The 21,820-nt window shown below is 39.4% G+C and carries 16 protein-coding genes and 1 pseudogene; 7 read left to right on the forward strand and 10 right to left on the reverse strand.

The features are described 5' to 3' along the window. Window position 1: 1 nt before the first annotated feature. Together P4S65_RS18255 and P4S65_RS18260 are read right to left on the reverse strand one after the other, a co-directional pair. Window positions 2-2,155, reverse strand: a complete 2,154-nt coding sequence (locus P4S65_RS18255; RefSeq protein WP_096794388.1) for an FAD-dependent oxidoreductase — start codon at window positions 2,153-2,155, stop codon at window positions 2-4. A gap of 10 nt (window positions 2,156-2,165) precedes the next feature. After that, entirely contained in the window at window positions 2,166-4,526 is a 2,361-nt protein-coding gene (locus P4S65_RS18260) for a TonB-dependent receptor (RefSeq protein ID WP_337120805.1), read from the reverse strand. A 415-nt stretch (window positions 4,527-4,941) separates the two neighbouring features. Here P4S65_RS18260 and P4S65_RS18265 point away from each other — a divergent pair, with 415 nt between their 5' ends. Further along, window positions 4,942-5,355, forward strand: coding sequence for a hypothetical protein (locus tag P4S65_RS18265; protein WP_337120806.1), 414 nt, complete (start codon window positions 4,942-4,944; stop codon window positions 5,353-5,355). A gap of 86 nt (window positions 5,356-5,441) precedes the next feature. Here P4S65_RS18265 and P4S65_RS18270 read toward each other — a convergent pair whose 3' ends face one another. Beyond that, window positions 5,442-5,867, reverse strand: coding sequence for a hemerythrin domain-containing protein (locus tag P4S65_RS18270; RefSeq protein ID WP_337120807.1), 426 nt, complete (start codon window positions 5,865-5,867; stop codon window positions 5,442-5,444). A 480-nt stretch (window positions 5,868-6,347) separates the two neighbouring features. On the opposite strand from P4S65_RS18270, the gene P4S65_RS18275 reads away from it, so the two are divergent. Together P4S65_RS18275 and P4S65_RS18280 are read left to right on the forward strand one after the other, a co-directional pair. Continuing rightward, entirely contained in the window at window positions 6,348-6,602 is a 255-nt protein-coding gene (locus tag P4S65_RS18275) for a hypothetical protein (protein WP_007377211.1), read from the forward strand. Window positions 6,603-6,631: 29 nt separating this feature from the next. After that, on the forward strand, window positions 6,632-6,850 hold the full coding sequence (locus tag P4S65_RS18280) for a DUF6500 family protein (RefSeq protein ID WP_007377212.1): 219 nt from the start codon (window positions 6,632-6,634) through the stop codon (window positions 6,848-6,850). Between the two features lie 36 nt (window positions 6,851-6,886). Here the strand turns inward: P4S65_RS18280 and P4S65_RS18285 are convergent, their stop codons facing one another. Next, entirely contained in the window at window positions 6,887-8,791 is a 1,905-nt protein-coding gene (locus tag P4S65_RS18285; RefSeq protein WP_337120808.1) for a tetratricopeptide repeat-containing diguanylate cyclase, read from the reverse strand. Between the two features lie 182 nt (window positions 8,792-8,973). Beyond that, a pseudogene (locus tag P4S65_RS18290) lies at window positions 8,974-10,627 on the reverse strand (pseudouridine synthase). A gap of 320 nt (window positions 10,628-10,947) precedes the next feature. On the opposite strand from P4S65_RS18290, the gene poxB reads away from it, so the two are divergent. Further along, window positions 10,948-12,672 (forward strand): ubiquinone-dependent pyruvate dehydrogenase, encoded by a 1,725-nt coding sequence (gene poxB / locus P4S65_RS18295; RefSeq protein ID WP_337120809.1) that lies wholly within the window; start codon window positions 10,948-10,950, stop codon window positions 12,670-12,672. A 259-nt stretch (window positions 12,673-12,931) separates the two neighbouring features. After that, window positions 12,932-13,279, forward strand: coding sequence for a hypothetical protein (locus P4S65_RS18300; protein WP_337120810.1), 348 nt, complete (start codon window positions 12,932-12,934; stop codon window positions 13,277-13,279). A 369-nt stretch (window positions 13,280-13,648) separates the two neighbouring features. Here P4S65_RS18300 and P4S65_RS18305 read toward each other — a convergent pair whose 3' ends face one another. From P4S65_RS18305 to P4S65_RS18315, 3 genes are all read right to left on the reverse strand, one after another. Continuing rightward, on the reverse strand, window positions 13,649-14,875 hold the full coding sequence (locus P4S65_RS18305) for a threonine/serine ThrE exporter family protein (protein ID WP_337120811.1): 1,227 nt from the start codon (window positions 14,873-14,875) through the stop codon (window positions 13,649-13,651). Between the two features lie 116 nt (window positions 14,876-14,991). Then, window positions 14,992-16,221, reverse strand: a complete 1,230-nt coding sequence (locus P4S65_RS18310; protein WP_033031981.1) for a glycosyltransferase — start codon at window positions 16,219-16,221, stop codon at window positions 14,992-14,994. Beyond that, window positions 16,218-17,222: a LacI family DNA-binding transcriptional regulator gene (locus P4S65_RS18315; protein ID WP_337120812.1), complete on the reverse strand. Its 1,005-nt coding sequence runs from the start codon at window positions 17,220-17,222 to the stop codon at window positions 16,218-16,220. The genes P4S65_RS18310 and P4S65_RS18315 overlap by 4 nt, the downstream gene beginning before the upstream one ends. A gap of 166 nt (window positions 17,223-17,388) precedes the next feature. Here P4S65_RS18315 and P4S65_RS18320 point away from each other — a divergent pair, with 166 nt between their 5' ends. Continuing rightward, window positions 17,389-19,872 (forward strand): S9 family peptidase, encoded by a 2,484-nt coding sequence (locus P4S65_RS18320; RefSeq protein ID WP_337120813.1) that lies wholly within the window; start codon window positions 17,389-17,391, stop codon window positions 19,870-19,872. A gap of 64 nt (window positions 19,873-19,936) precedes the next feature. Beyond that, window positions 19,937-20,554, forward strand: a complete 618-nt coding sequence (locus P4S65_RS18325) for a LysE family translocator (RefSeq protein ID WP_306724873.1) — start codon at window positions 19,937-19,939, stop codon at window positions 20,552-20,554. A gap of 104 nt (window positions 20,555-20,658) precedes the next feature. On the opposite strand, the gene P4S65_RS18330 is transcribed toward P4S65_RS18325, so the two are convergent. After that, entirely contained in the window at window positions 20,659-21,441 is a 783-nt protein-coding gene (locus tag P4S65_RS18330; RefSeq protein ID WP_337120814.1) for a hypothetical protein, read from the reverse strand. Then, window positions 21,419-21,802, reverse strand: a complete 384-nt coding sequence (locus P4S65_RS18335; RefSeq protein WP_337120815.1) for a hypothetical protein — start codon at window positions 21,800-21,802, stop codon at window positions 21,419-21,421. The genes P4S65_RS18330 and P4S65_RS18335 overlap by 23 nt, the downstream gene beginning before the upstream one ends. Window positions 21,803-21,820: the final 18 nt, after the last annotated feature.

Below are 21,820 nucleotides of genomic sequence, written 5' to 3' on the forward strand. Positions count from 1 at the left end.
ATTAACCTCGACGCCAAGTGTGGTATTTTTCAAGCAAGTTAAGCACTTTTTCAGGTGCATGAGCGCGTTTCCACTCACCTGCTGCGTATTTATTACCTTCAGCCCAAGTAGGGTAGCTGTGGATAGTACCGAGTATTTTGTTAAGGCCTAAACCGTGTTTCATTGCCAGTACAAACTCAGCAATTAAATCGCCAGCGTGTTCAGATACAACAGTAACGCCCAATATTTTGTCTTTGCCTTTTGGTGTAATCACTTTAATAAAGCCTTTTGTAGCGCTGTCGGTAATTGCACGGTCTAGCTCTTCAAATTCAAAGCGAGTAATTTCGTAATCTATGCCTTTGTCTTTTGCGTCTTGTTCGTTTAAACCAACACGTGCTACTTCTGGGTCAATAAACGTAGTCCACGGAATAACACGGTAATCTACTTTAAACTTTTTAAGGTGACCAAATAAGCCATTTACCGCAGCGTACCAACCCTGATGGGCTGCCACATGTGTAAATTGGTATGGACCTACAATATCACCCGCTGCAAAAATATTTGGATACAGTGTTTCTAGATATTCGTTAGTTACTACTGTGCGGTTTGTTTCAATGCCAAGCTCTTCAAGGCCATAACCTTTAAGGCGCGCACTTCGACCAACGGCACATAGTAGCTCATCGTATTCAATATCTATTTCTTTGTCGTTATGTTTAACAACAATATATTTTTTACCATCGCGAGCTTCACAACGTAATGCCTGATGCGATGTTAAAATATTAACGCCGCTTTCGGTTAACGCTTCGTGAGCAAAAGTAGACACTTCAAGATCTTCTTTGATCATGATGCGCTCCGCCATTTCAATTTGCGTAACACTTGAACCTAAACGTGCAAAGCTTTGTGCTAATTCGCTACCAATTGGGCCACCACCAAGTACTACAAGTTTTTTAGGGGCTTCATCTAGCTCTGCAAATTTATTCCACAATGTATCGCTTGTTACATAGCCTGTTTCTTCAATACCAGGTAGTGGCGGTACAAATGGGCGTGCGCCAGTTGCAATAACAATGGTGCGTGCAGTTAATGTTTGCGTGCCGCCATCGTTAAGTTTAATTTCTACAGTCCATGGGTCGATTAATTTACCGTAACCTTTTACTACATCTACGCCTAGATTGGTGTAACGCTCAACACTGTCGTGTGGTGCTACATCTGCAATTACTTTATGTACACGTGCCATTACTTTTTTGAACGAAAACTGTGGAGTTGTGTTTTCTAAGCCATATTTTTCACCGTGGCGAATTTGCTCTGCAATTTTAGCGCTTTTAATAACGGCTTTACTTGGAACGCAACCGTAGTTTAAACAGTCGCCGCCCATTTCGCCCGCTTCAATAAGGGTTACTTTTGCTTTAACAGCGGCAGCAATATAACTTGTTACTAAACCACCTGCGCCTGCGCCAATAACAATCATGTTACGGTCGAATTTTTTAGGTTTAGTGTAGTTTTTGTATACGCGACGTTTTTTAAACACGTTTAAAATTCCTTTAGCAATGAATGGAAAAATACCCAATAAAGCGAATGATAAGATTAAGTTGAATGATAAAATTCCAGATAAGCTCTCTATTTGCGCCAGTTGCGTACCTGCATTAACAAATACAAACGTACCGGCTAGCATACCTGCTTGGCTTACCCAGTAATAAGTCCATGACTTTATTGAGGTAACACCCATTAGTAAATTGATTAAAAAGAACGGAAACACCGGCACTAAACGAAGAGTAAATAAGTAAAATCCACCTTCTTTTTCAACGCCAGCATCAATTGCGGCTAAGCGCTCAGGAAAACGTTGTTTAATAGTGTCGCGTAGTAAGTAACGCGATACTAAAAAAGCAAGTGTTGCGCCAATAGTTGAGGCAAAAGATGCAACCAATAAGCCTTCAACTAAGCCAAACAATGCACCTGCTGCAAGTGTTAAAATAGCGGCGCCTGGTAACGAGAGAGCAGTTACTACTACGTACAGTAAAAAGAACCCACCAATAACGAGTAACGGTGACTGCTCTTTGTAATCGCTAAACTGATCCATCGATCCTTTTAAGCCATCAAGCGTAAGTAGTTGGTGTAAGTCAAAATGAAAGAACAGACCGACGGCGGCCGCTGCAATCAATAATAGAAATATTTTTTTAATCATGTTCTCTCTCTTAAAAACTATGCGTAAGGGTTAACTTGGCGTTTATTGGCAACTCAGGAAAAGCTAAAGTTGCACCAAAGTAACCGCCTTCAAATACGGGGCGCCAGTTTTTTTGATTTGTGACGTTATTTACATCTAAACGTAATTTAGTACTAGGCGTAAAAGCATAGCTAGTATTTACGTTTAATGTGTACTGATCACGAATTTTTACCGTCGCTAAAAAGTCCAATGGGTAACTCTTTGTATATAGACCTGAAAAACCCGTTTGCCATTTCGAATTAATTGAATAATTTCCGTTAAAACTGAACGATTGCTCAGGAATGCCTTGAACTTGGCGATTAGAGCGTGCAAATGGTGTAAAGCTTGGGGCACCAACACCGGTGCCTGCGATAATATCTGGACGAGAGTTGTCAAATGCATCTGCTACTTGCGCTGAATCTTGACTGCTTGCAGAGTTGTCGTAACGTGCATCAATATAACTGTAGCCGGCACTTAACCAATAAGGGTAGGCATCGTAAAACACTTGGCCTTCAAACCCTTGTGTACGAATACCGGTATTGCTTCCATCGCGGTTACGTAAACTACGACGTTGGCTAAACAAAGCACCATCGGCGTACCAATCGCTGTCGGTTGGTGCGTATTTTAAACCAAACTCAACAAGGGTGTTTTCGGTAGCAAAATTTTGTGCACTGATTGTGTTGTCGCCACCCAGTGATGTACCGCCAGCCATGCTGTTTGATGTAGCTTCGTTATAACTTGCTGCACCGTAAGTGGTGTAATCATTATTTAGTTTGTAATTAAAGCTAACTTGACCCGATTGCAGCGTGTCATTAATGCTATCACTTGCTGCAACTTGACCTTGTGGTGCGATTGGGTCGCGCGCATCTACATCATAATAATCAACACGATAACCTACGCTTGTATGAAACTTATTTGTCCAATCTGAATCTTGCTGAATAGCAAGCCCAGTTTGCCATGAGCGAGAGTCCGTAGTGTCTGATAAGTTAAAGTCGCCGCTACCATCGTTATTAATATCGTACTGGCCACCGGGAGATACGAACACCCCCGGGCTAATTTCAATTAAACGCGCTTGTTGCGTATCGGTTAAAGGAATACGACGATTTGAAATTGGGCCAGTTAAATCAATAGGCAAGTCGGCTTCGGTAGTAAATTGGCTATAGCCTAATACGCGATTATAGCGCACATCAAATGCAAAAATTGTTTGCTGTTCATTGCTCCATTGGTAAGTCAATTCGGTACGATTTTGCGCGGTATCGGCACCGTCTATAATTTCAACAAAGCTGTTTTGTGCAATTTCTTCGCGTTGTAAGTGCTGAAAATACGTAATATTTTTTATTGATGCATTGCTGGAAAGTTCACGCTTATAAATGCTGTGTAGTAAGTAAGTAGTAGCTTCGTTTTGATTATCAGGATCGGTAAGTACCGTACTACGGTCTATTTTTACTTGCCCAGTAGGTGAAACAATAGAACCAGCCGCTGGTATTGTACTGCCATTTGCTTGTACGCCTTGGCCAGTAATGTATAAGCCATGATCTATGAGTACTTGTGTTGGGCGGTTAATACCTGCGTTATCGGTAAATTCAACTTGGTACAACTCAAAGTTAAGATCCCAGCTGCTCTTGTCATCAGGTAATACCCGAAGGGCAGCAAATAGGCTGTCACTTTTAGTACCTGAAAAATCATAGTAACTGCCGTTATCTATGTGCTCAGCGCTCACTCTAAAGCCAACTTTGTCTTTTACAATCGGTGCGCTGTAATCGACCAAAACGCGGTATTGATCCCACCGGCCCGCGGATAAACTTGCTTTGCCTTTGCTTTCATCGGTAGATGCTTTTTTAGAATGTAGATTCACAAAGCCGCCGTTACGTTGACTTGAGCCAAATAGAACCGGCGGTGCGCCTTTTACAACATCAATTTGTTCTACTGCGTTGAACGATAACGGCACCCCAAAACCATTATTGCCAGCTTGGCGGCGTGTACCATCTTGAAAAAGCTCACCCAATTGTCCGCGAATTGTTGGCAAACTTGGTGCACCAAAGCCACTCGCTGAATAGGTATTAGGGCTTACTGCTAATACATCTTGTAGCGTAGTAATATTAAGTTGCTCTATTAACTCACTTGAAATTGGTGTTACCGAGCGGGCTATATCTTGTAGTGCTAAGTTATCACCAAACGGGCCATCTACAGTGGTATCTTTAACTGAAAGGCCTTGAGATTTAGTAATTTGGCCCGCCACTTCAATGTGCTCTATTACATCATTTTTTGTTATTTTTAATTCTTCAGCTGCAAATGAGTTAAGTGGTGTATTTAATATGGCGGCTAAGGATAAAGCCAAGTATGCGTGTTTCAAACGTTTTCTCTCTACGGTTATATGTTGATGTCGATAAAGACCGAAAGGTTTAAAAATAACTTTCAGTAAACCTTCGATTCTTTTTGTTTATAGAACATTATAAAAACAGTTGCTTTTTAGGGGCTGTAATTAAGTAATGTTGTTTCATTAGTGGATGAAACATCAATAGATCAATTGTATGATATTCCCTGTAAATTATTGCTTTTAATCGGCTTTTTATTGTAGTCTACTTTTGGGTAGTTAACCTTTTATTATGTATTAACTTCCATATAATAAATCTGCATATTTCAAATAATCCACGCTTTATTTTCTAAAAGTAAAATAAGCAAAAATAATTACGCTGTGTTGAAATAAAAACTAACTAATACGGTCTTGATTACTTCAAGGTTTATTTATACATTTTTGAGGGAATTTTATGACAGGTTCAATGAGTTCAGACGTACAAAAACGTCTGCAGTGGTCTCTTTTATCGCTTCGTTTAGGCGTTTTTATTGTAATGATCATGTGGACATTCGATAAATTCGTAAATCCAGGCCATAGCGCACGTATTTTCGAGCACTTTTATGGGATCAGCGGTTCATCAGACATGGTTGCTTATGTTATCGGTGCTCTGCAACTTGTATTAGTATTGGCATTTTTAGCGGGTATTAAAAAACGCATTACTTATGGTGTGATTTTTGTGATGCATGGCTTGTCTACGCTTTCATCTTATAACCAATACATAGATGGCTTTAATAACTTATTATTCTTCACTGCATGGCCAATGTGGGCTGCGTGTTTTACACTTTACTTATTACGCGACCAAGACGTGAAATTTACTGTGAAGTAGTAAAAGAAAAAATGGTTATAAGCCATATGGCTTATAACCAATAAGTACACAGGGAGTGTGTGGAAGTCGATTTATATGTTATGCAACTAGTGCATAGCATCGTTATATTGCTCAGCAAGGCTCTCTTTTTGCCCTTCGTTAAGTGCTTTACCCGCTAATTGAAACACTTCGTGTTCTTCTTCACTTAAATGATGATGTACCAAATGGTGCAGCTTTTTAGCTGTAACTAACCATGCAGACGAGCTCATTTCTGTATCTTCAAGTTGTTCAATTAATTCATCAATTTCGTGATGTTCAGCTACGCTGTGGCGTGCTTTTTCATGAGTTAAGTCATCAAACATAAGTGGGTTATAAAAGTAACGTTCTTCAAATTTTGCATGTTCTTCTAATTCTGTTTTTAGCTCATCCATTAACTTGTGGCGCTGCTCTGTGTCGCCGTGTGTTTGAATAAGCGCATCTACTAATTTTCGTTGTTTGTCGTGATCGTGACGTAGCGCTTCAAAAATATTCATAATTAGTCCTTTTACAATTTATTTGCTTATAACACTAACTAGCAAACGAAATGCCAAATATTAAGTTATTGTATTTTAATGAATATATTTTAATTTTTTTATTCTTAGGCTGCTATCACTGTAAATTTTACATTTGCATGAATGCAATAATTTCAGGTTTTTGCGTAGTTCAATTATAAAAGTGAGTATAAATCCCTACAGAACCTTACAAATATTTACTGGTTGTTTATTTTATTGCAGTGATAAAGTAGCAGCGTTATTTAGGTACAACCTATATGTTACTCCCACATATAACATCAATCGGTATAAATGCAGGTAGCACGTTAACTTAATAGGATAGTTTAAGGATGAACATAAAAACCCCCATCGCCGCATTATTGCTGTGCGCTCTACTGAGTGCATGTAGTACTGCCTCGCGTTCTGACCCTAACTTGCAGCTGTGATTTAAAGTAAATAAGTTGCGTAAAAATAGGATTGGTTATGAAGCAATTGTTGATAGCAATTTCACTTTTATTATTACTAAGCGCTTGTACGGCGAAGCCTTACGCAGGCTCGGCAAAATGTATGGAACAAGCAGATATTGCATACGAAACCGATACACGTAAAAATGAGACATTAGATAATGAATGCAAAGCTGCAAAAGTAAATACGCCTAATAAAGAGCTTGAGAATCATGGCTTGGTTGATAGAAGCCTTTTACAGCTAATCGTTAGCGTTTTAAATGGCGTATTTTAATAGTAAAAATATAATTAAATAAGGTATGTATGAGAGAAGAACTAAGAGCAAAAATAATTACCGTATGCGATAAAAAAATAGCAGCTAAAGGCGAAAATGTGGGGCTTTCTTTTTATGCATTTTTTGCCAATAAAAACGACGACCCAGAGCTACTTATGGAGGCCGCTACTTGGTGGATACACACCCATAAATTAGATCATTTTGTAAAAGCACATAAAATTAAACAGATGGTTTTAGACGGACTTTAGTCAAGTAAATGAGCCAATACTTTTAGCTGTGCTTATTTAATCAACAACGACTTGTTTTCTTCCGTTTTCTTTTGCTTTATAAAGTAATTTATCTGCATGCTTAATAAGAACATCTAGTGTACTTTTTAAAGGGCTACTTACAGAGGCTCCCACACTAAAAGTGATTTTTGTATCACTAGGAAGGTCTTTTATATTACTACAATGCTCGGTAAACCTAGTGGCGAGCTGGTCAAATATATCTCGAATAGCTAGTTCGTCAACCAAATTAAGTGCAAACAACCATTCTTCGCCGCCGTAGCGGCCAAACTGATGATCACCATTTAGTGTTTCTTTTACAGCTTTTGCAAAGGCAATAAGAACTAAATCTCCAACATCGTGACCAAATTGGTCGTTAACTTTTTTAAAGTAGTCTAAGTCAACAATTGCTATCGTCATTTTACCTTCATCAAGCTTTGCTTCTGCTGCGCGCATTATTCCTCTACGATTAGGGCTATTTGTTAGATAATCTGTTAATGAAATATCGTGATATTTTTGACGTTGTCGAGCTTGCCGATAAAATAAAAATAATGAAGCAATCACTAAAATAAATGCAATAGCAGCGCTAAGTCGCCAAATTATTTTTTGTTGGTACTCTTCTTTAGCTTGTAGTTCACTAATGTCTTTTTCGTACTCTAGTTGCTGTATTTTTTCTTCTTTTTCTTTTACTTCAAACTTGACCTGAAGTGTTTTTATATTACTTTCACTGGTAGCTTCGTAGTGTTTTTTTGTATAAAGGAGTTTTTGTTCAATTGCTTCAAAAGCCTCGTCAGTGTAGTTAAGGCGTCGCTTTAGCTCATAGCGTTTACTTAAAAAATCGGCTTTATAAATACTGCGGCTGAATTTATCTAATTTTAAAAATACCTCATCGTTTGCTTCATTTGCTTGATCAAGTAAATCTAGTTTTATATATATGTCAGCTAACAAAATGAGTGAAGCGAGTTGCATGTCGTGAACACCTGCAGAAAGAGCAAGCTCAATATTTTCTTTAGTTAAAGTTAAAGCTTTATCGTAGTTTGCTTGTAAGTACTCAATACTGGCAATTGAGTACTGAGCAAAGGTTAAGCCTTTTTGCATATTAGCTTTTTTAAAATAGAGCAATGCTTTGTCTAGGTATATTAAGGCATCTTTAGGTTTTTCTATCTCAAGCAATATATTGCCTAAACTCCAATATGCTTTTGCAGTAAAAAGCCCATCTTGTGTTTGCTCATATGCCGCAACCGCTTTTTTTGCATAATATACGGCTTTATCTTTTTCGTTTAGATAATTGTATGCATCGGCTATTTTTCTAAAAAAGTATCCTTGAGATGCTGAATCGTCATCTTTTAATGCTAATTCTAGCCCCTCTAGAGCAACATTTAGGGTCTTTTTCAATGAATCTGTATCGGTGTAATAGTAAGCAAGTGCTCGTAAAATAATGATTTTTTCTTTAGTCGAATACTGTTGCAAGCTCTCTTCTAATTTCGTGGCTAGTATTAGTGCTGGAGCTGGGTTTGGCTTTCTCGCTAAAGACTTCAGTTGTGATTCGAGAAATAATAAATGAACACTTTTTTGATTTGGTAACTCTTTGTTCTTTAAGTAATAAGACAAGTGTGTGTTTAACGCCTCGTATTTTTCTTGTCTAAAAAGTAGCTCCGCATACAAAGCGGCCGCTTCTAGATGAAGTTTATCCCAATTTTGCTCTTTGCTTATTTTAAACGCTTGAGTGAGTTTGTCTTCATTTTGAAGATAGTCTATTTCATTTAGTTTTATGTTATTGATGAGAGCTTGAGCCGCTTGGTAATTTTGCGGATATGGCTCATCGTTAGCTGAGGCAAAATTACACCAAAGTAAAAACGAGACTAGAGCAATACACTTTGCCCATAAAGTATTATCTAAAATGTTTATTTGTATATTGCTAGTCATTTTAACCCTTTGATGACTTATTTTTATCAGTGAAATAATTTTGTTTATATTGTTTGTTAAGCTATTTCTTGAATCTATTTTTATATTTGTTTTTTGAAAAAAACTTAATCATAAACGATTTCAATTTAACTAATAAAAACCATAATTTGTATAATATAGCAGTTGTGGCCATATGCATTTGATTAAAAATCAGCAGCGACTTCAAATTTCAATCGCTCGAGCGTAATGGGGTGAGTAAATGCTAAGTATTCTGCATGTAAATGTAATCTATCGGCTTTTTGTCCGTAATGTGTGTCGCCTATAATTGGCATGTTTAAACCTAAACTGTGTGCGCAATGCACTCTTAATTGATGAGTTCGCCCTGTTTTAGGGTATAACTGTAATCGGGTAATGTTGTTGTTACGCTCTAAAACCTGCCAGATAGTGAGCGACGGCTTACCATGTTTGTAACACACCATTTGGCGCGGTTTATCATCAAAGTCGAGCACTAAGGGTAAATCAATTACTCCGCTGTCCTCAGCTACGTTACCATTAACTAGTGCGACATAACGTTTATCTATAGTGCGTTCAATAAACTGCTTTTGCAGTGCTTTGTGCACACGTTTATTAAGTGCAATCATCAATAACCCAGAAGTCGACATATCTAATCTGTGTACAATTAGTGGGCCTGATGCCTCTGGAAACTGCGTTTTGATTCGCATATAAACTGAGTCACTAATATTAACGCCAGGTACCGATAAAAACTCAGCGGGCTTATTTACCACAAGTAAGTCGTCATCTTTATAAACAATACTTAAATCTTTACCCTGAGCTGGGTTGATAAGTAGCGGGTTATCTTCAACGTTTAAACCCTTTAACATATGCCCAAGTATTGGTTGGCATTTACTGTAACAAGATGGGTAGTAATTTTTATGCTGCCTAATTGCCGATTTAGGCGCTGCTCCCCACCAAAATTCAGCCATAGCAAGTGGCTTTAAGTCATGTTTATAGGCGTATTGTAATAATTTTGGCGCAGCACAATCGCCAGCACCCGAAGGAGGAGTGTGCTCAGGTAATGCTGCAAAAATAGCATTTAAATCTGTAGTTTCTCCATTTGCATTTAAAAATTGGTACTGCGCAAATAATTTTTTTGTAAGCTTTTAGAAAGCGTTTTACGGCGTTTTTTTAAATGAGCAATTTCATCAGAAATATTGATGTGTGTTTGCTGCAGTGACTCGATTATATTTTGCCAATAGGCTTTAAGTGCCAGCAGTTGCTTTTTTCTACGATACTTTGCCCTGCAAGCTTATTTTTTAACTGCTCAAAATCACTTTCGTTAAGCTCTAATTCGCCTTCGGTACGTTGTATTTTACGTTGCTGACGACCGGCTTGCATTACTGCCTGTTGAGCTAATAGTGCTTGCTGGTAGCTCTGTGTTGCATCATCAAGTTTACTATTAACTTCATGCAGTTGTTCGCTATTTTCTAATTGCTCAATTTGAGCATTAATATCGTTAATTATTTTACTTTGAGCCAAATAGCTATCGTCTTGCAGTTGCATGCTAGAAACTGGCGGTACAAAGCTAATATTGGCTTTATCACCTTCAATTTGCCCCGAATAAGCACTTAAAAAGCCTAATTGTTGCTTAGCATTTTGCACCACTAAAACCCCAAGCATTTTACCGGCATTTTCTGCTTTTAAATGCGTTAACGTTTCAAGTTGTTGCTGTAATTGTTTTGTGGCTGCTACAGCTAATGGTTGCGGCTCGTAATAAAAAGGGAAAGTAAACTTTTCAGGAAGCGCGAGAGAATCAATATTTTGAGAAAATAATGTAAAGCACGAAGCAGAATTTGACATAGAAGTAAGAGAAAAACATTCAGTAAAATAATTGAGCGCATAATAACATATTCATAGTTAAGCCACTAAAAATCTCGCACCCGCATATTCATAAACACTTTAAAGCGGACATTCATGTTTTATGTATCAGTATGGGGCGTAGCAAACCTAGGAGTATCGTTTGTTAGTAAAGTCTCGGTAGTAATATATCTATCATTATCAAAATATTTAGGCTTATCGATTCTCAATAATTGAGCGCATTTCGAAACGATGACTTACTTGATAGATCAGAGGCGAAAAATCAATTTACAGAATAACTGAATATTTAGGAGTTCTATATTATGAGTCAAAATATTGCAAGTTTTATCACTAAAACTCTCGAACAAGCTGGCGTAAAACGTATTTGGGGAGTGACTGGCGATTCACTTAACGGCATTAGTGAAAGTCTGCGAAAAATGGGCACAATTGAATGGCTAGGAACGCGACATGAAGAAGTTGCCGCATTTGCAGCCGGTGGAGAAGCGCATTTATCAGGCGAGCTTGCGGTGTGTGCGGGTTCTTGCGGGCCGGGTAATCTTCATTTAATTAATGGCTTATTTGATTGTCAGCGCAATAATGTACCGGTATTAGCTATTGCCGCACATATTCCTTCACCTGAAATTGGTAGTAGTTTTTTTCAAGAAACCCATCCGCAAGAATTATTTAAAGAATGCAGTGTGTATTGTGAAATGGTGTCGAGCCCCGAGCAAATGCCGTACCTGCTAGAAACCGCAATGCGACAAGCAATATTAAACAAAGGCGTGAGTGTGCTTGTGTTACCTGGCGACATTGCATTAAAAGATATGCCTAAAGCTATCAAACCAAAATGGAACGTGCCAAAACCTGCAACGTATACTCCCGCTTTATCTGATATTGAAGCAATGGCGACTCATCTTAATAAAAGTAAAAAAGTAACCTTATTGTGTGGTGCTGGCTGTAAGGATGCCCACGACGAAATTGTTGCGCTAGCCGAAAAATTACAAGCACCAATTGTGCATGCTATGCGCGGTAAAGAATTTATTGAATACGATAACCCTTATGATGTTGGTATGACCGGATTTATTGGCTTTGCGTCGGGCTATCATGCAATGCAAGAAGCCGATACGTTACTTATGATTGGGACTAGTTTTCCTTATCGTGCTTTTTATCCTGAAAATACCACCATATTACAAATTGATAATCAGGCTGCGTCACTCGGGCGACACGTGCAAATTGACTGTGGCGTGCTAGGGGATACAAAAAATTCAGTGGCCACATTACTTGAGTATATTGAAGGTGAGCGCACAGACTCGCACTTACAAAAGAGTGCTAAGCACTATAAAGAATCGCGAAAAGATCTCGATGAACTCGCCAGTGGCAAAACCTCGCAAAATTTAATTCACCCGCAATACCTAACACGTTTACTCAACGAGCAAGCGGCTGATGATGCTGTTTTTACTTGCGATGTAGGTACACCAACAGTATGGGCTGCGCGTTATTTGTCAATGAATGGAAAGCGCCGTTTAATAGGATCGTTTAATCATGGCTCTATGGCAAATGCCATGTCGCAGGCAATGGGCGTGCAATCTGTAGATAGAGACCGCCAAGTAATTGCAATGTGTGGCGATGGTGGCTTTTCGATGTTAATGGGGGACTTAATCTCGCTTAAACAGCTTAATTTACCTATAAAAATTGTTGTTTATAATAATCGCTCACTTAGTTTTGTGGCTATGGAAATGAAAGCCAGTGGGTTTTTATCAGGCGATACCGATTTAGAAAACCCAAGCTTTGCTAACATTGCACAGGCCTGTGGCTTAAAAGGGATTCATGTGGACGACCCTGAAAAATTACCATCGGCAATGAACGAGATGATGAATTACTCAGGACCTGTTGTTTTAGAAGTCGATACCGCAAAACAAGAGCTTTCAATGCCGCCGCAAATCAAATTAGAGCAAGCAAAAGGCTTTAGTGTTTACATGATGAAGGCGTTAATAAATGGCAAAGGCGATGAAGTTGTCGAACTGGGTAAAACTAATTGGTTACGTTAGTTAAGTTACTTCCCTATTGAGTACTTTGGCTCAATAGGGAAGTATGAAGCAATAATGTCCTCTATTATGTGCTTATTGCAAGGTATGCCTTTCACGTAATGTAAAAAACGTCGGACATACTTTCTTAAATATTAATAAACCATAGTGCTTTATTGTAACATGTTGAACTAAAAGTAAAATAACATGAAGTTTGTATAGAGTAGGTAATAGTAATAACCTATAAGGTCAATTACGTGTTTATAAAAGTAGGTATAGAGCGTTGATCAAAATTGAAGACTTTTCTTTAGCATGGCGCTGGATTAGCTCATCCCATGGTGATTTTTCTAAAGATACACTAAATAAACTCAATCCATTGAGTGAAGATCAAGCAAGAACATTAATTGCCGCCACACCCATTAACTTTCCGGTTGGAGCAAAAATATTCGACTCCACACAAGGGAGTGAGTTAACACGCCAATGGTTAAAGGGCTTAGTAAATGATTCGCAAACAGTAACAATTTGCTGGGATCAAGAAACAGCATTAGCCCTACCTTGGATAGTTTTTTGTGATCACTGGGATGATTTTTGCTATCCATCAAGTGATGACATAAATCTGTATTTAACCTGAACTCTGGTTAAGAGATTTACTAAAATATTGAATCATAGTGATATTTAAATTTATTTTCTCTAGCCAGAGATTTTTAGTGAAAACAAGGCGAATTTACGCGTCAATAGCTGGCCTATTGCAAGTAAATTCAACGCAGTTAGCGCTGAAAATAGCTGCTTGAGATAGATTTATTATCCAGAGTTCAGGTTATTTAGAAAGCGGTGAACTGTTTTTACGTTGGAATCAATATGAGGTTTTTGAGTTTGACTCAAGTGCAATGTAATGAGCTAAAACACTTAGTATTGGCCTCAATTGCTACTTGGCGGTTGTTTTTAGCGTAACGTTTCACTCGCTTTACTCAATTAAAGTAAAGCGAGTGCTCAGTATCACTTACAAACTCTTTTTAGGCGGTAGGGCGACGTTTGCAAATATTAGCCCTGCAACAAGCGACATAAATATTAAAAACGTTTGCTGGCCTATATGCTCTGCATATATAAAGTCTTGGCCTTCAATGAGTGAGTTTAAGCCAATATAGGTTTTGCTACCTGGTACTAATACAATTAAGCCTTGCATGGCTACAATAGAGGCCGGCGCATTAGCAACACGGTTAAACAAGTTACTAAATATACCCACCGATAAAGCACCCACAAACGTACCTAACGTGTAATCAAGATACATAGCTGAGCCAATACTTGTGCCGTACGCTATAAATCCTGATGCAATAGACCAAACTGCGTGTTTAAGTTTGGTTCTAAAAATAACGATTAGGCTGCTACAAAGTAAAAATATAGCCAGCCATGCTGTCCACTTTGGTAGAGGATCAGGTTGTACAAAGTCAGCTTGCCCAAAGAGTGCAAAGCCAATACCTATACCAATAAAACCGCCAAAATAGAGTTTAAATAACAGCATAAACGAGTCCATGACTCTTGCTGTACCCGACACTAAATGCCGCGCCGCAAGCTCTGCTAAGCCAAGCGCAAGTGCTAAACCGGGTATAAACACAATAATGGCCGAAAGTACCACCAAGCGTATGTTTATTTCGGGCGTTATGTACACGCTTACTGCACATGCAAGTATTGCCGATATTATGGCTACCAATGGCTCAAGCATATGAGCTACGCGTTTTGAGCGTCCAGACCAAAGTACAAACACATAAACAACCAAAGTAAGTAGCGATGACCAAATAACATCAGTCCAGCTAGTACCCATTAACATGGCAAACGCACCACCAGAAGTTGCAAAGGCAACGCCCGTTGTTAATTTATTATATGGGTTTGGCATCACAAAAATTGCGTCTAGCTGCGCATCAACTTCTTGTAAACTTAGCTTGTCGTCAAGCATTTGGTTTACAAGGTCGTCGGTGTCGGCAAGTGAGCCTAAATCGTGATCGCCAGGGTCTACACGTGCAACGTGGGTGTACTCATCTTCGTGGCCATCGGTCCAAATAACAAACGTTACAGAGGTTGGCGACATAACAAATGACGATTTAAGTCCTAAGTAAGTAGCCACTTCCATTAGGTGGGCTTCTAGGCGGTAGGCTGGGGTGCCATACTTGTGAAGCATTTTGCCCAATTTAACGATAAATTTGCGTTTTTCTGTAAAGGTTGCAGTTTTCAAATCTTTTTGGACCAAATATTGCGATAACTAAGCTAAAAATATAGACAATACAGCTAAAACTGCCCACGTTTGATGGGCGCGATTTTAAACACTAATTGGTGTGTGTCTAGTCATTTTTAATCTAATTTTTTATTTTTTTCAGCTATCCATTGCGACATGTATTGAGTGCTGCGCATTGTATGATGTTTGAGCATTTGGCCTGTAAAGTTTTTTTCGCGATGAGCCTTTAAATCGCTACTTATTGAATCGATTTTTTTAATTAACGCAGTGCTCAATTGTGCTTTATCGTAGAGCGTATTAAGGAGTGTATTGCCATCTTGTTGTGCTTGTTCAAAGTCACTTTGATTGTTGTACATTTCAACAGCTGCATCAGCAAAGTCATCGGCGGTGTTGGCTATTTTACCAGGCCATGGTAAATCGTTATGCATGCCCTCTGCGCCAATATTAGTGGTAACGCTGGGTGTTTGCATAATCATGGCTTCAAGTAATTTACCTTTAATCCCAGCACCAAAACGAAGTGGTGCTAAACATACACGTGCGCTTTGCATTACATCAAACGCATTATCGGCCCAGCCTTTTATTAAAAACCCTGTTTTAGGGTTATTTAGCGCCGTGGCTTTTGGTGGTGGGTAGGAGCCATAAATATGTAGTTCTGCTTTTGGGAGTTGCTTGCGAATAAGTGGCCATATCTTTTGTAAGTGCAACACGGCATCCCAGTTTGGCGCGTGCCTAAAATTGCCTATGGTCATAAAATGTTGGCGCTGCTCAAACGTTTTTGTACTTGCAGGTAATGAGCTTAAATCGACCATAAATGGTAAATGGTGCAATAAGCTTGGCTCTATTTTAAATACGCTGCTTAGTAAACGCATTTCATAACTTGAAATAATTAAGTTTAAATCGCAGCGTAAAATAGCGGCAATTTCGCGTTTTGCTATGTCTGAGTGTAAATCGCTGATTGTAAACTCACGCTCACCTTTAAACGCTTCGTGACGAGCGTTACGCAGACATTGTAAATCTTCGGTATCTAAAATTTTAATCGCATGAGGGCAATGTTTATCGACGCGCCAGCCAAATTGTTCTTCCATCATAAAGCGGTCAAACATGACTATATCTGGGTTATAGGCTTTAACGTATTCGTCAAAGCTATCGCAGTTTAGTGCAATGCTTTGGCTGGTTATGCCAAAAGCGTCAAGGTTTACCATGTGCTCTGTGCGCTGCGCGGGCGTTGCAAATTCAACGTCCCAGTTTTGCGCTCTAAAAGTATTTAATAACGACATCATGTGCGTTCCCGCAGCAGATGAATTTGGTTCTGGCCATACGAAACCAATTACCAGCACTTTTTTCATTGGCTAGAATCTCTAATTAGTGAGTTTACATTTACCAGTGTTTTTACTGGCGGAGCTGTGTTTTGTAGCAATTCTTTGAGTACTAGGTGACAACGTTTAGCAATGTCATGTGTGTTAATTACAACGGTGCTTAAGCTGTAAGGCATAACGCTATAATAAGGTAAGTGGTAGCAGCTCGCTATTTTTATATTTTTATTGGTTGGTATGTTAAGCGTCTGTATTGCAGCAAAAACACCTTGTGCAATTATATCATTTTCGCATACAAGGGCGCTTAACTGAGGGTGTTTTGCGTAAGCTTCAATAAATGCATTTTTAGCACTAAGCGCTTGGTTTTGACTGCATGATATGGCTACCAAAGGCGTAACGCCGTGCTGTGAGCAAGCAGTATTAAAGCCACTTTGAAGTGCTTGAGAGTCGCTTAGCGTTAGCTCGCTTCCTATAAATGCAATATGTGTAACGCCTTGTGCAAGCAAATGCATGCTGGCTACGTGGCTGGCTTTTTTATAATCGGGAAGTACGCATGGCGCTGCGCTAAAGGGAACTTCTCGCATTAAGGTCATTACCTTTTGCTGTGCGCTGAGAGTATCGAGCCATTTGGCACAAGTATTAGCAACAGGGCAAATGATGAATGCGGCGGCGTTGTATTCTTTTAAGTTTTTAACCGCGTTTGTTTGCAGCTCAAGATTATTATTACTACTTACTATCATGGCTTGTAAGTTATTTTCGTTTAAAATACGCTCAAGGTTAGTCGCGAGTTGCGCCATATACGGATTAGTTAAATCGTTTATTACAATAGCGACTAAGTTAGAGCGCCTTGAGCGCATAGCTGCTGCATCGCGATTGTAAATGTAGCCTAGTTCGTCAATGGCTTTTAGTACTTTTTGTTTACTTTTTTTGCCGACTTTATCGCTTTGAGTAAGCACCAAGGATACGGTTGACTTTGATACACCAGCAAGATCTGCAACATCAAAAATAGTGACTGATTTAGCTCTGTTCTGCATTGTACTTAAAGTGCCGAAATAGTGAATAAATAGCGCAATAGTGTAGCTTAAATAACACTATTAAGTCATCTATTGGAATACTTTAAACGAGCTTAATGCTTTATGAACAAAGCAAAACGTGTTTATATACGTTTATAAAAGTAAAAAATAACAAAAGGATAAAAACATGAACGCTTTTAGGCTGTTAGTTGCCTTTATTTGTTGTGTTGCATTATTGCCAGCAAGTTATGCAGAACAAGGGTATCAAATGCCCTCACCAGAGCTTGCAGCTTTGGTTGATGCTAAATTAGCCCCCACTAGTTACTTGTCGAGCGATGGTCAGTGGCTTGCATTATTTGAACGCAAACGAGTGGTAACACTTGATGAGCTTGCAAAAGAAGAGCTTAAGCTTGCAGGGATTAAATTGAACCCAGCTAATTTTTCGCGTTCTCGTGTGAGCGCTAAGTTTAGCGCTGTTGAACTTAAACATGTTCGCACTGGTACAGTGATTAGTATTAATAATTTACCACGCGGTATTATTCGCTCTCCTCAGTGGTCGTCTAACAGCAAGTTTTTAGCGTTTATAGTTGAGCAACCTAACCAAGCAAATTTATGGCTTTACAATGTTGAAACAAAACAAGCAAAAGAGCTTTCAAGTGCAGCACTCAATTCAGTAATAACAGCAACTCCCTACGAATGGTTACCTGACAGTAGCGCCATAGTGGCAAACTTGGCGGTAAATGTTGGTAAACCTGCTTTGCAAAACGACAGTCAAAATGTAGTGCCTGTTATTCAACAAAGCACTGGCGAAAAAGCGCCCGCCCGCACTTACCAAAATCTATTAACAAGCCCATTTGATGAAGCGCACTTTAAATTTTATGGCTTAGGTCAGCTGGCTTACATAACACTTGATGGTAATGCCCAAGCAATTGGACGTCCTTCTTTATTTAAAGCGTTTTCGATATCACCTGATTCGACAAATATATTGGTTGCAGGTATTAGCCAGCCATTTTCGTATCAAGTACCGTACAGCCGTTTTGCAAGCACTTGGCAAATATGGGGCATGCGCGGTTATGTTTTAGCCGAACTTGCAAAGCAACCTCTTGCCGATAATATTCCGCAAGGTTACGACAGTGTTCGCACTGGCCGCCGCGATTTTGAATGGCGAGCCGATCAAGGCGCTGAAGTTATTTGGGCGCAGGCGCAAGATGGCGGCGACATGAAAACCGACGTTGAGCACCACGATTATCTTTACAGCTTACGTGCACCATTTAAACGCGAACCTAAATTGTTTGCCAAAGTAGAGCGCCGTTACGCGGGAATGGAGTGGAGCAACGAGAACATTGCCATGCTGACAGATTGGCGCTTTAGTGATCGCCAAGTACGTACTTACATCGTACAACCACGCAATGCCGACAGAAACCGCGTTTTATTTTCAGAGCGTAGTTATAACGATGCGTATAAAGATCCAGGTAATGCAATTTACGAGCACAACGATTTAGGTGCTAACGTTATTAAGATTGTAGGCGGGCGTTATATTTACCTGCGCGGTAATGGTGCTTCAGAGCAAGGTAATGTGCCGTTTTTAGATAGGTACGATGTTAAAACAAATAGCAGTAAGCGTTTATGGCAATCACAAGCGCCATACTACGAGCGCGTTCGCGCACTGCTTGACGACGAAGGTGAGCGATTTATTACTATTCGTGAATCTAAAACTGAGCAACCTAACTTTTTTATACGCGATTTAGATAACGACACGCTAACGCAGTTAACGACATTTGAGCACCCGTATCCTGCATTTAAAGGGGTAACTAAAGAGCAGTTACGTTATAAGCGCGACGACGGGGTTGAGCTTTCTGGCACGCTTTATTTACCACCAGGGTATGACAAAACACAAGGCCCGTTACCGGTACTTATGTGGGCTTACCCACTTGAATACAAAGATAAAGCGGTTGCATCGCAAGTACGCGAATCGCCTTATGCATTTACCTACATTGGTTATTGGGGCCCAATGCCTTACCTTGCCAAAGGGATTGCCGTGTTTGACGACCCTAAAATGCCAATAGTGGGTATTGATGGCAGCGAGCCAAACGATAACTTTAGAAAGCAGTTAGTATCAAGTGCGCAAGCAGCTGTTGATGTATTGGTTAAAAAAGGCATTGCCGATAAAAACAAAATTGCCATAGCAGGGCATTCGTATGGTGCATTTATGGTTGCTAACTTATTGGCTCATAGCGATTTATTTAAAACAGGTATTGCCCGCAGTGGCGCGTATAACCGCACATTAACGCCGTTTGGTTTTCAAGGAGAAGAACGTGATTTTTGGCAAGCACAAACTGTGTACGCTAATATGTCGCCGTTTTTCCATGCTGAAAAAATTAACGAGCCAATGCTAATGCTCCACGGCCAAGAAGATCCTAATTCAGGAACCTTCCCAATGCAAAGTGAGCGCATGTACGCAGCCCTAAAAGGTTTAGGTAAAGATGCTCGCTTAGTAATGCTCCCTTATGAAGCACATGGTTACCGCGCGCGTAAAAGCTTATTGCATGTATTGTGGGAACAAGAGCAGTGGTTAGACAAGTACTTGCTTAGTGATACAGTTGAGCCGGTAAAAGTAACTACTGAGCAAGTGACTACTGATAAAGCCGCAGAGCCAACCGCAGGCCAGTAGTAGAATAAGTATTCAAAACGTGGCTATTTAGCCGCGTTTTTGCTTTTAATATGAGAGTAAATTAATGATTGATGTAGCAGCACTTGCGGTTTTTATTCCTACGTTCTTTTTTGTGTCTATCACCCCTGGTATGTGTATGACGCTCGCTATGACTTTGGGTATGAGCATTGGCGTGCGCCGCACATTATGGATGATGATAGGCGAGCTATTAGGCGTCGCAAGTGTTGCTATAGCTGCGGTTTTAGGCGTTGCAAGCGTAATGCTAAATTACCCAGATGCGTTCGCTATTTTAAAGTGGGTAGGCGGCGCGTACTTAATTTATATTGGCGTTAACATGTGGCGAGCCAAAGGAAAAATGTCCATTGATACCTCAAAGCCAAGTGATGTAAGTAGGCAGTCGTTATTTACCCAAGGTTTTGTAACTGCAATTGCAAATCCTAAGGGCTGGGCGTTTATGATTTCACTACTGCCGCCATTTATAAGTGTTGAGCATGCTGTAGCTCCTCAGCTTTTAGTATTGTTAAGTGTAATAATGGTGAGCGAATTTGTATGCATGTTAGCTTACGCAACAGGCGGTAAAAGCCTGCGTTTATTTTTAAGCCGTGGCGATAATATAAAATGGATGAACCGTATTGCTGGCAGCTTAATGGCTGCTGTAGGTATCTGGTTAGCGCTAGGGTAATCGCTTAGCGAAGGAACATATTTGTCATCTCTAAGTTTGACCTATTCAGAGGCCGGATGACTTTATTCACCAGCCGGCCTTCATATAATAAAAGTGAAGAATGATTACTCCGTAATCGAATTTATATAAGCGTTTATATTATGTTGGTTAGTTGGATTTTTAGCTGCCCAACGATCATTTATACCATCTTTATTTTTATCAATTATGTCAGGGAATCCTAGAAATTGTCGTTCATATTCTTCCCAGCTTTTAATCATTTCTAGTTCACTGTTTATTAAACCTTTGCCATTAATAGGCGTACTACCATCTACTTGGTTTAACACTTGTGTATCAATATTATCTAAAAACATGCCATTGGCATTAAAATTAGCCCCTACGTTTTTTTCCTTTATAAGTGTGCTGTAGGTTTTTTGAGTACTATTTATTGTCGCACTATTTACAGCACCATTGATTGGCTCTAACTTAACTCGACTGAGTCGTTTATCATCCATTGATATATTTTTACGTTTTGCATCTTTGCTAGTGCGATAGTTTACACCCAGTCGGTTATCGGCAGTTATTTTCTCATCTCCCACAAAATAGTTACCAGATATATAAGCTTGAGACTTTGTTATATTTGGTGAGTACCATAAATCAACAAGTTGTATTACTTTACTTGCGGGTCCCGGTTTGTAAATGTTGTTTATTAAGTTAAAGCGGCCATTCTCACTACCATAAACGTTATTACTGCCCCAGTTAAAAATGATATTGTTGGAAAATTCAACAAATTCAAACTGTTCATCGTAAGGGGGTTTTAAGCGTGAACCATTTAATCGTGGTGTGCGGCTATTATGATGAGCGATGACATTATTAATAAAACTGGCTTTATTTCCCCCAAATTCCACCATAGCCATGACGCCCTTTGGGATGGATTGAGTGATTAAGGCTCGCAGCTACAATTGAATTTTGCAGCGTGAATCGTTGGTTATTATAAAAGCTAGCAGTTTCATCGACTGACCAGCTAAATGAGCAGTGATCAATTATTATATCTCGGCTATTGCGCACAGACATCGAATCTTCAGCTAATTTAAATGTACCAAGGCGAAAACGCATATAGCGAATAATGATATGATCAGCATCCGAAACTTGAACTGGCGCACCCGCAACGGTAATGCCACCAGGAGAGGTTTGCCCTGCAATAGTTAAAAAGCCACTTTTTACAATAATGGGTTCTTTTAAATGAATAACACCGGAGATATTAAATACCACTGTGCGCTTGTATTTACG

This window comes from Pseudoalteromonas sp. B131b, from assembly GCF_037162545.1.
Classification (GTDB): Bacteria; Pseudomonadota; Gammaproteobacteria; order Enterobacterales; family Alteromonadaceae; genus Pseudoalteromonas; species Pseudoalteromonas fuliginea.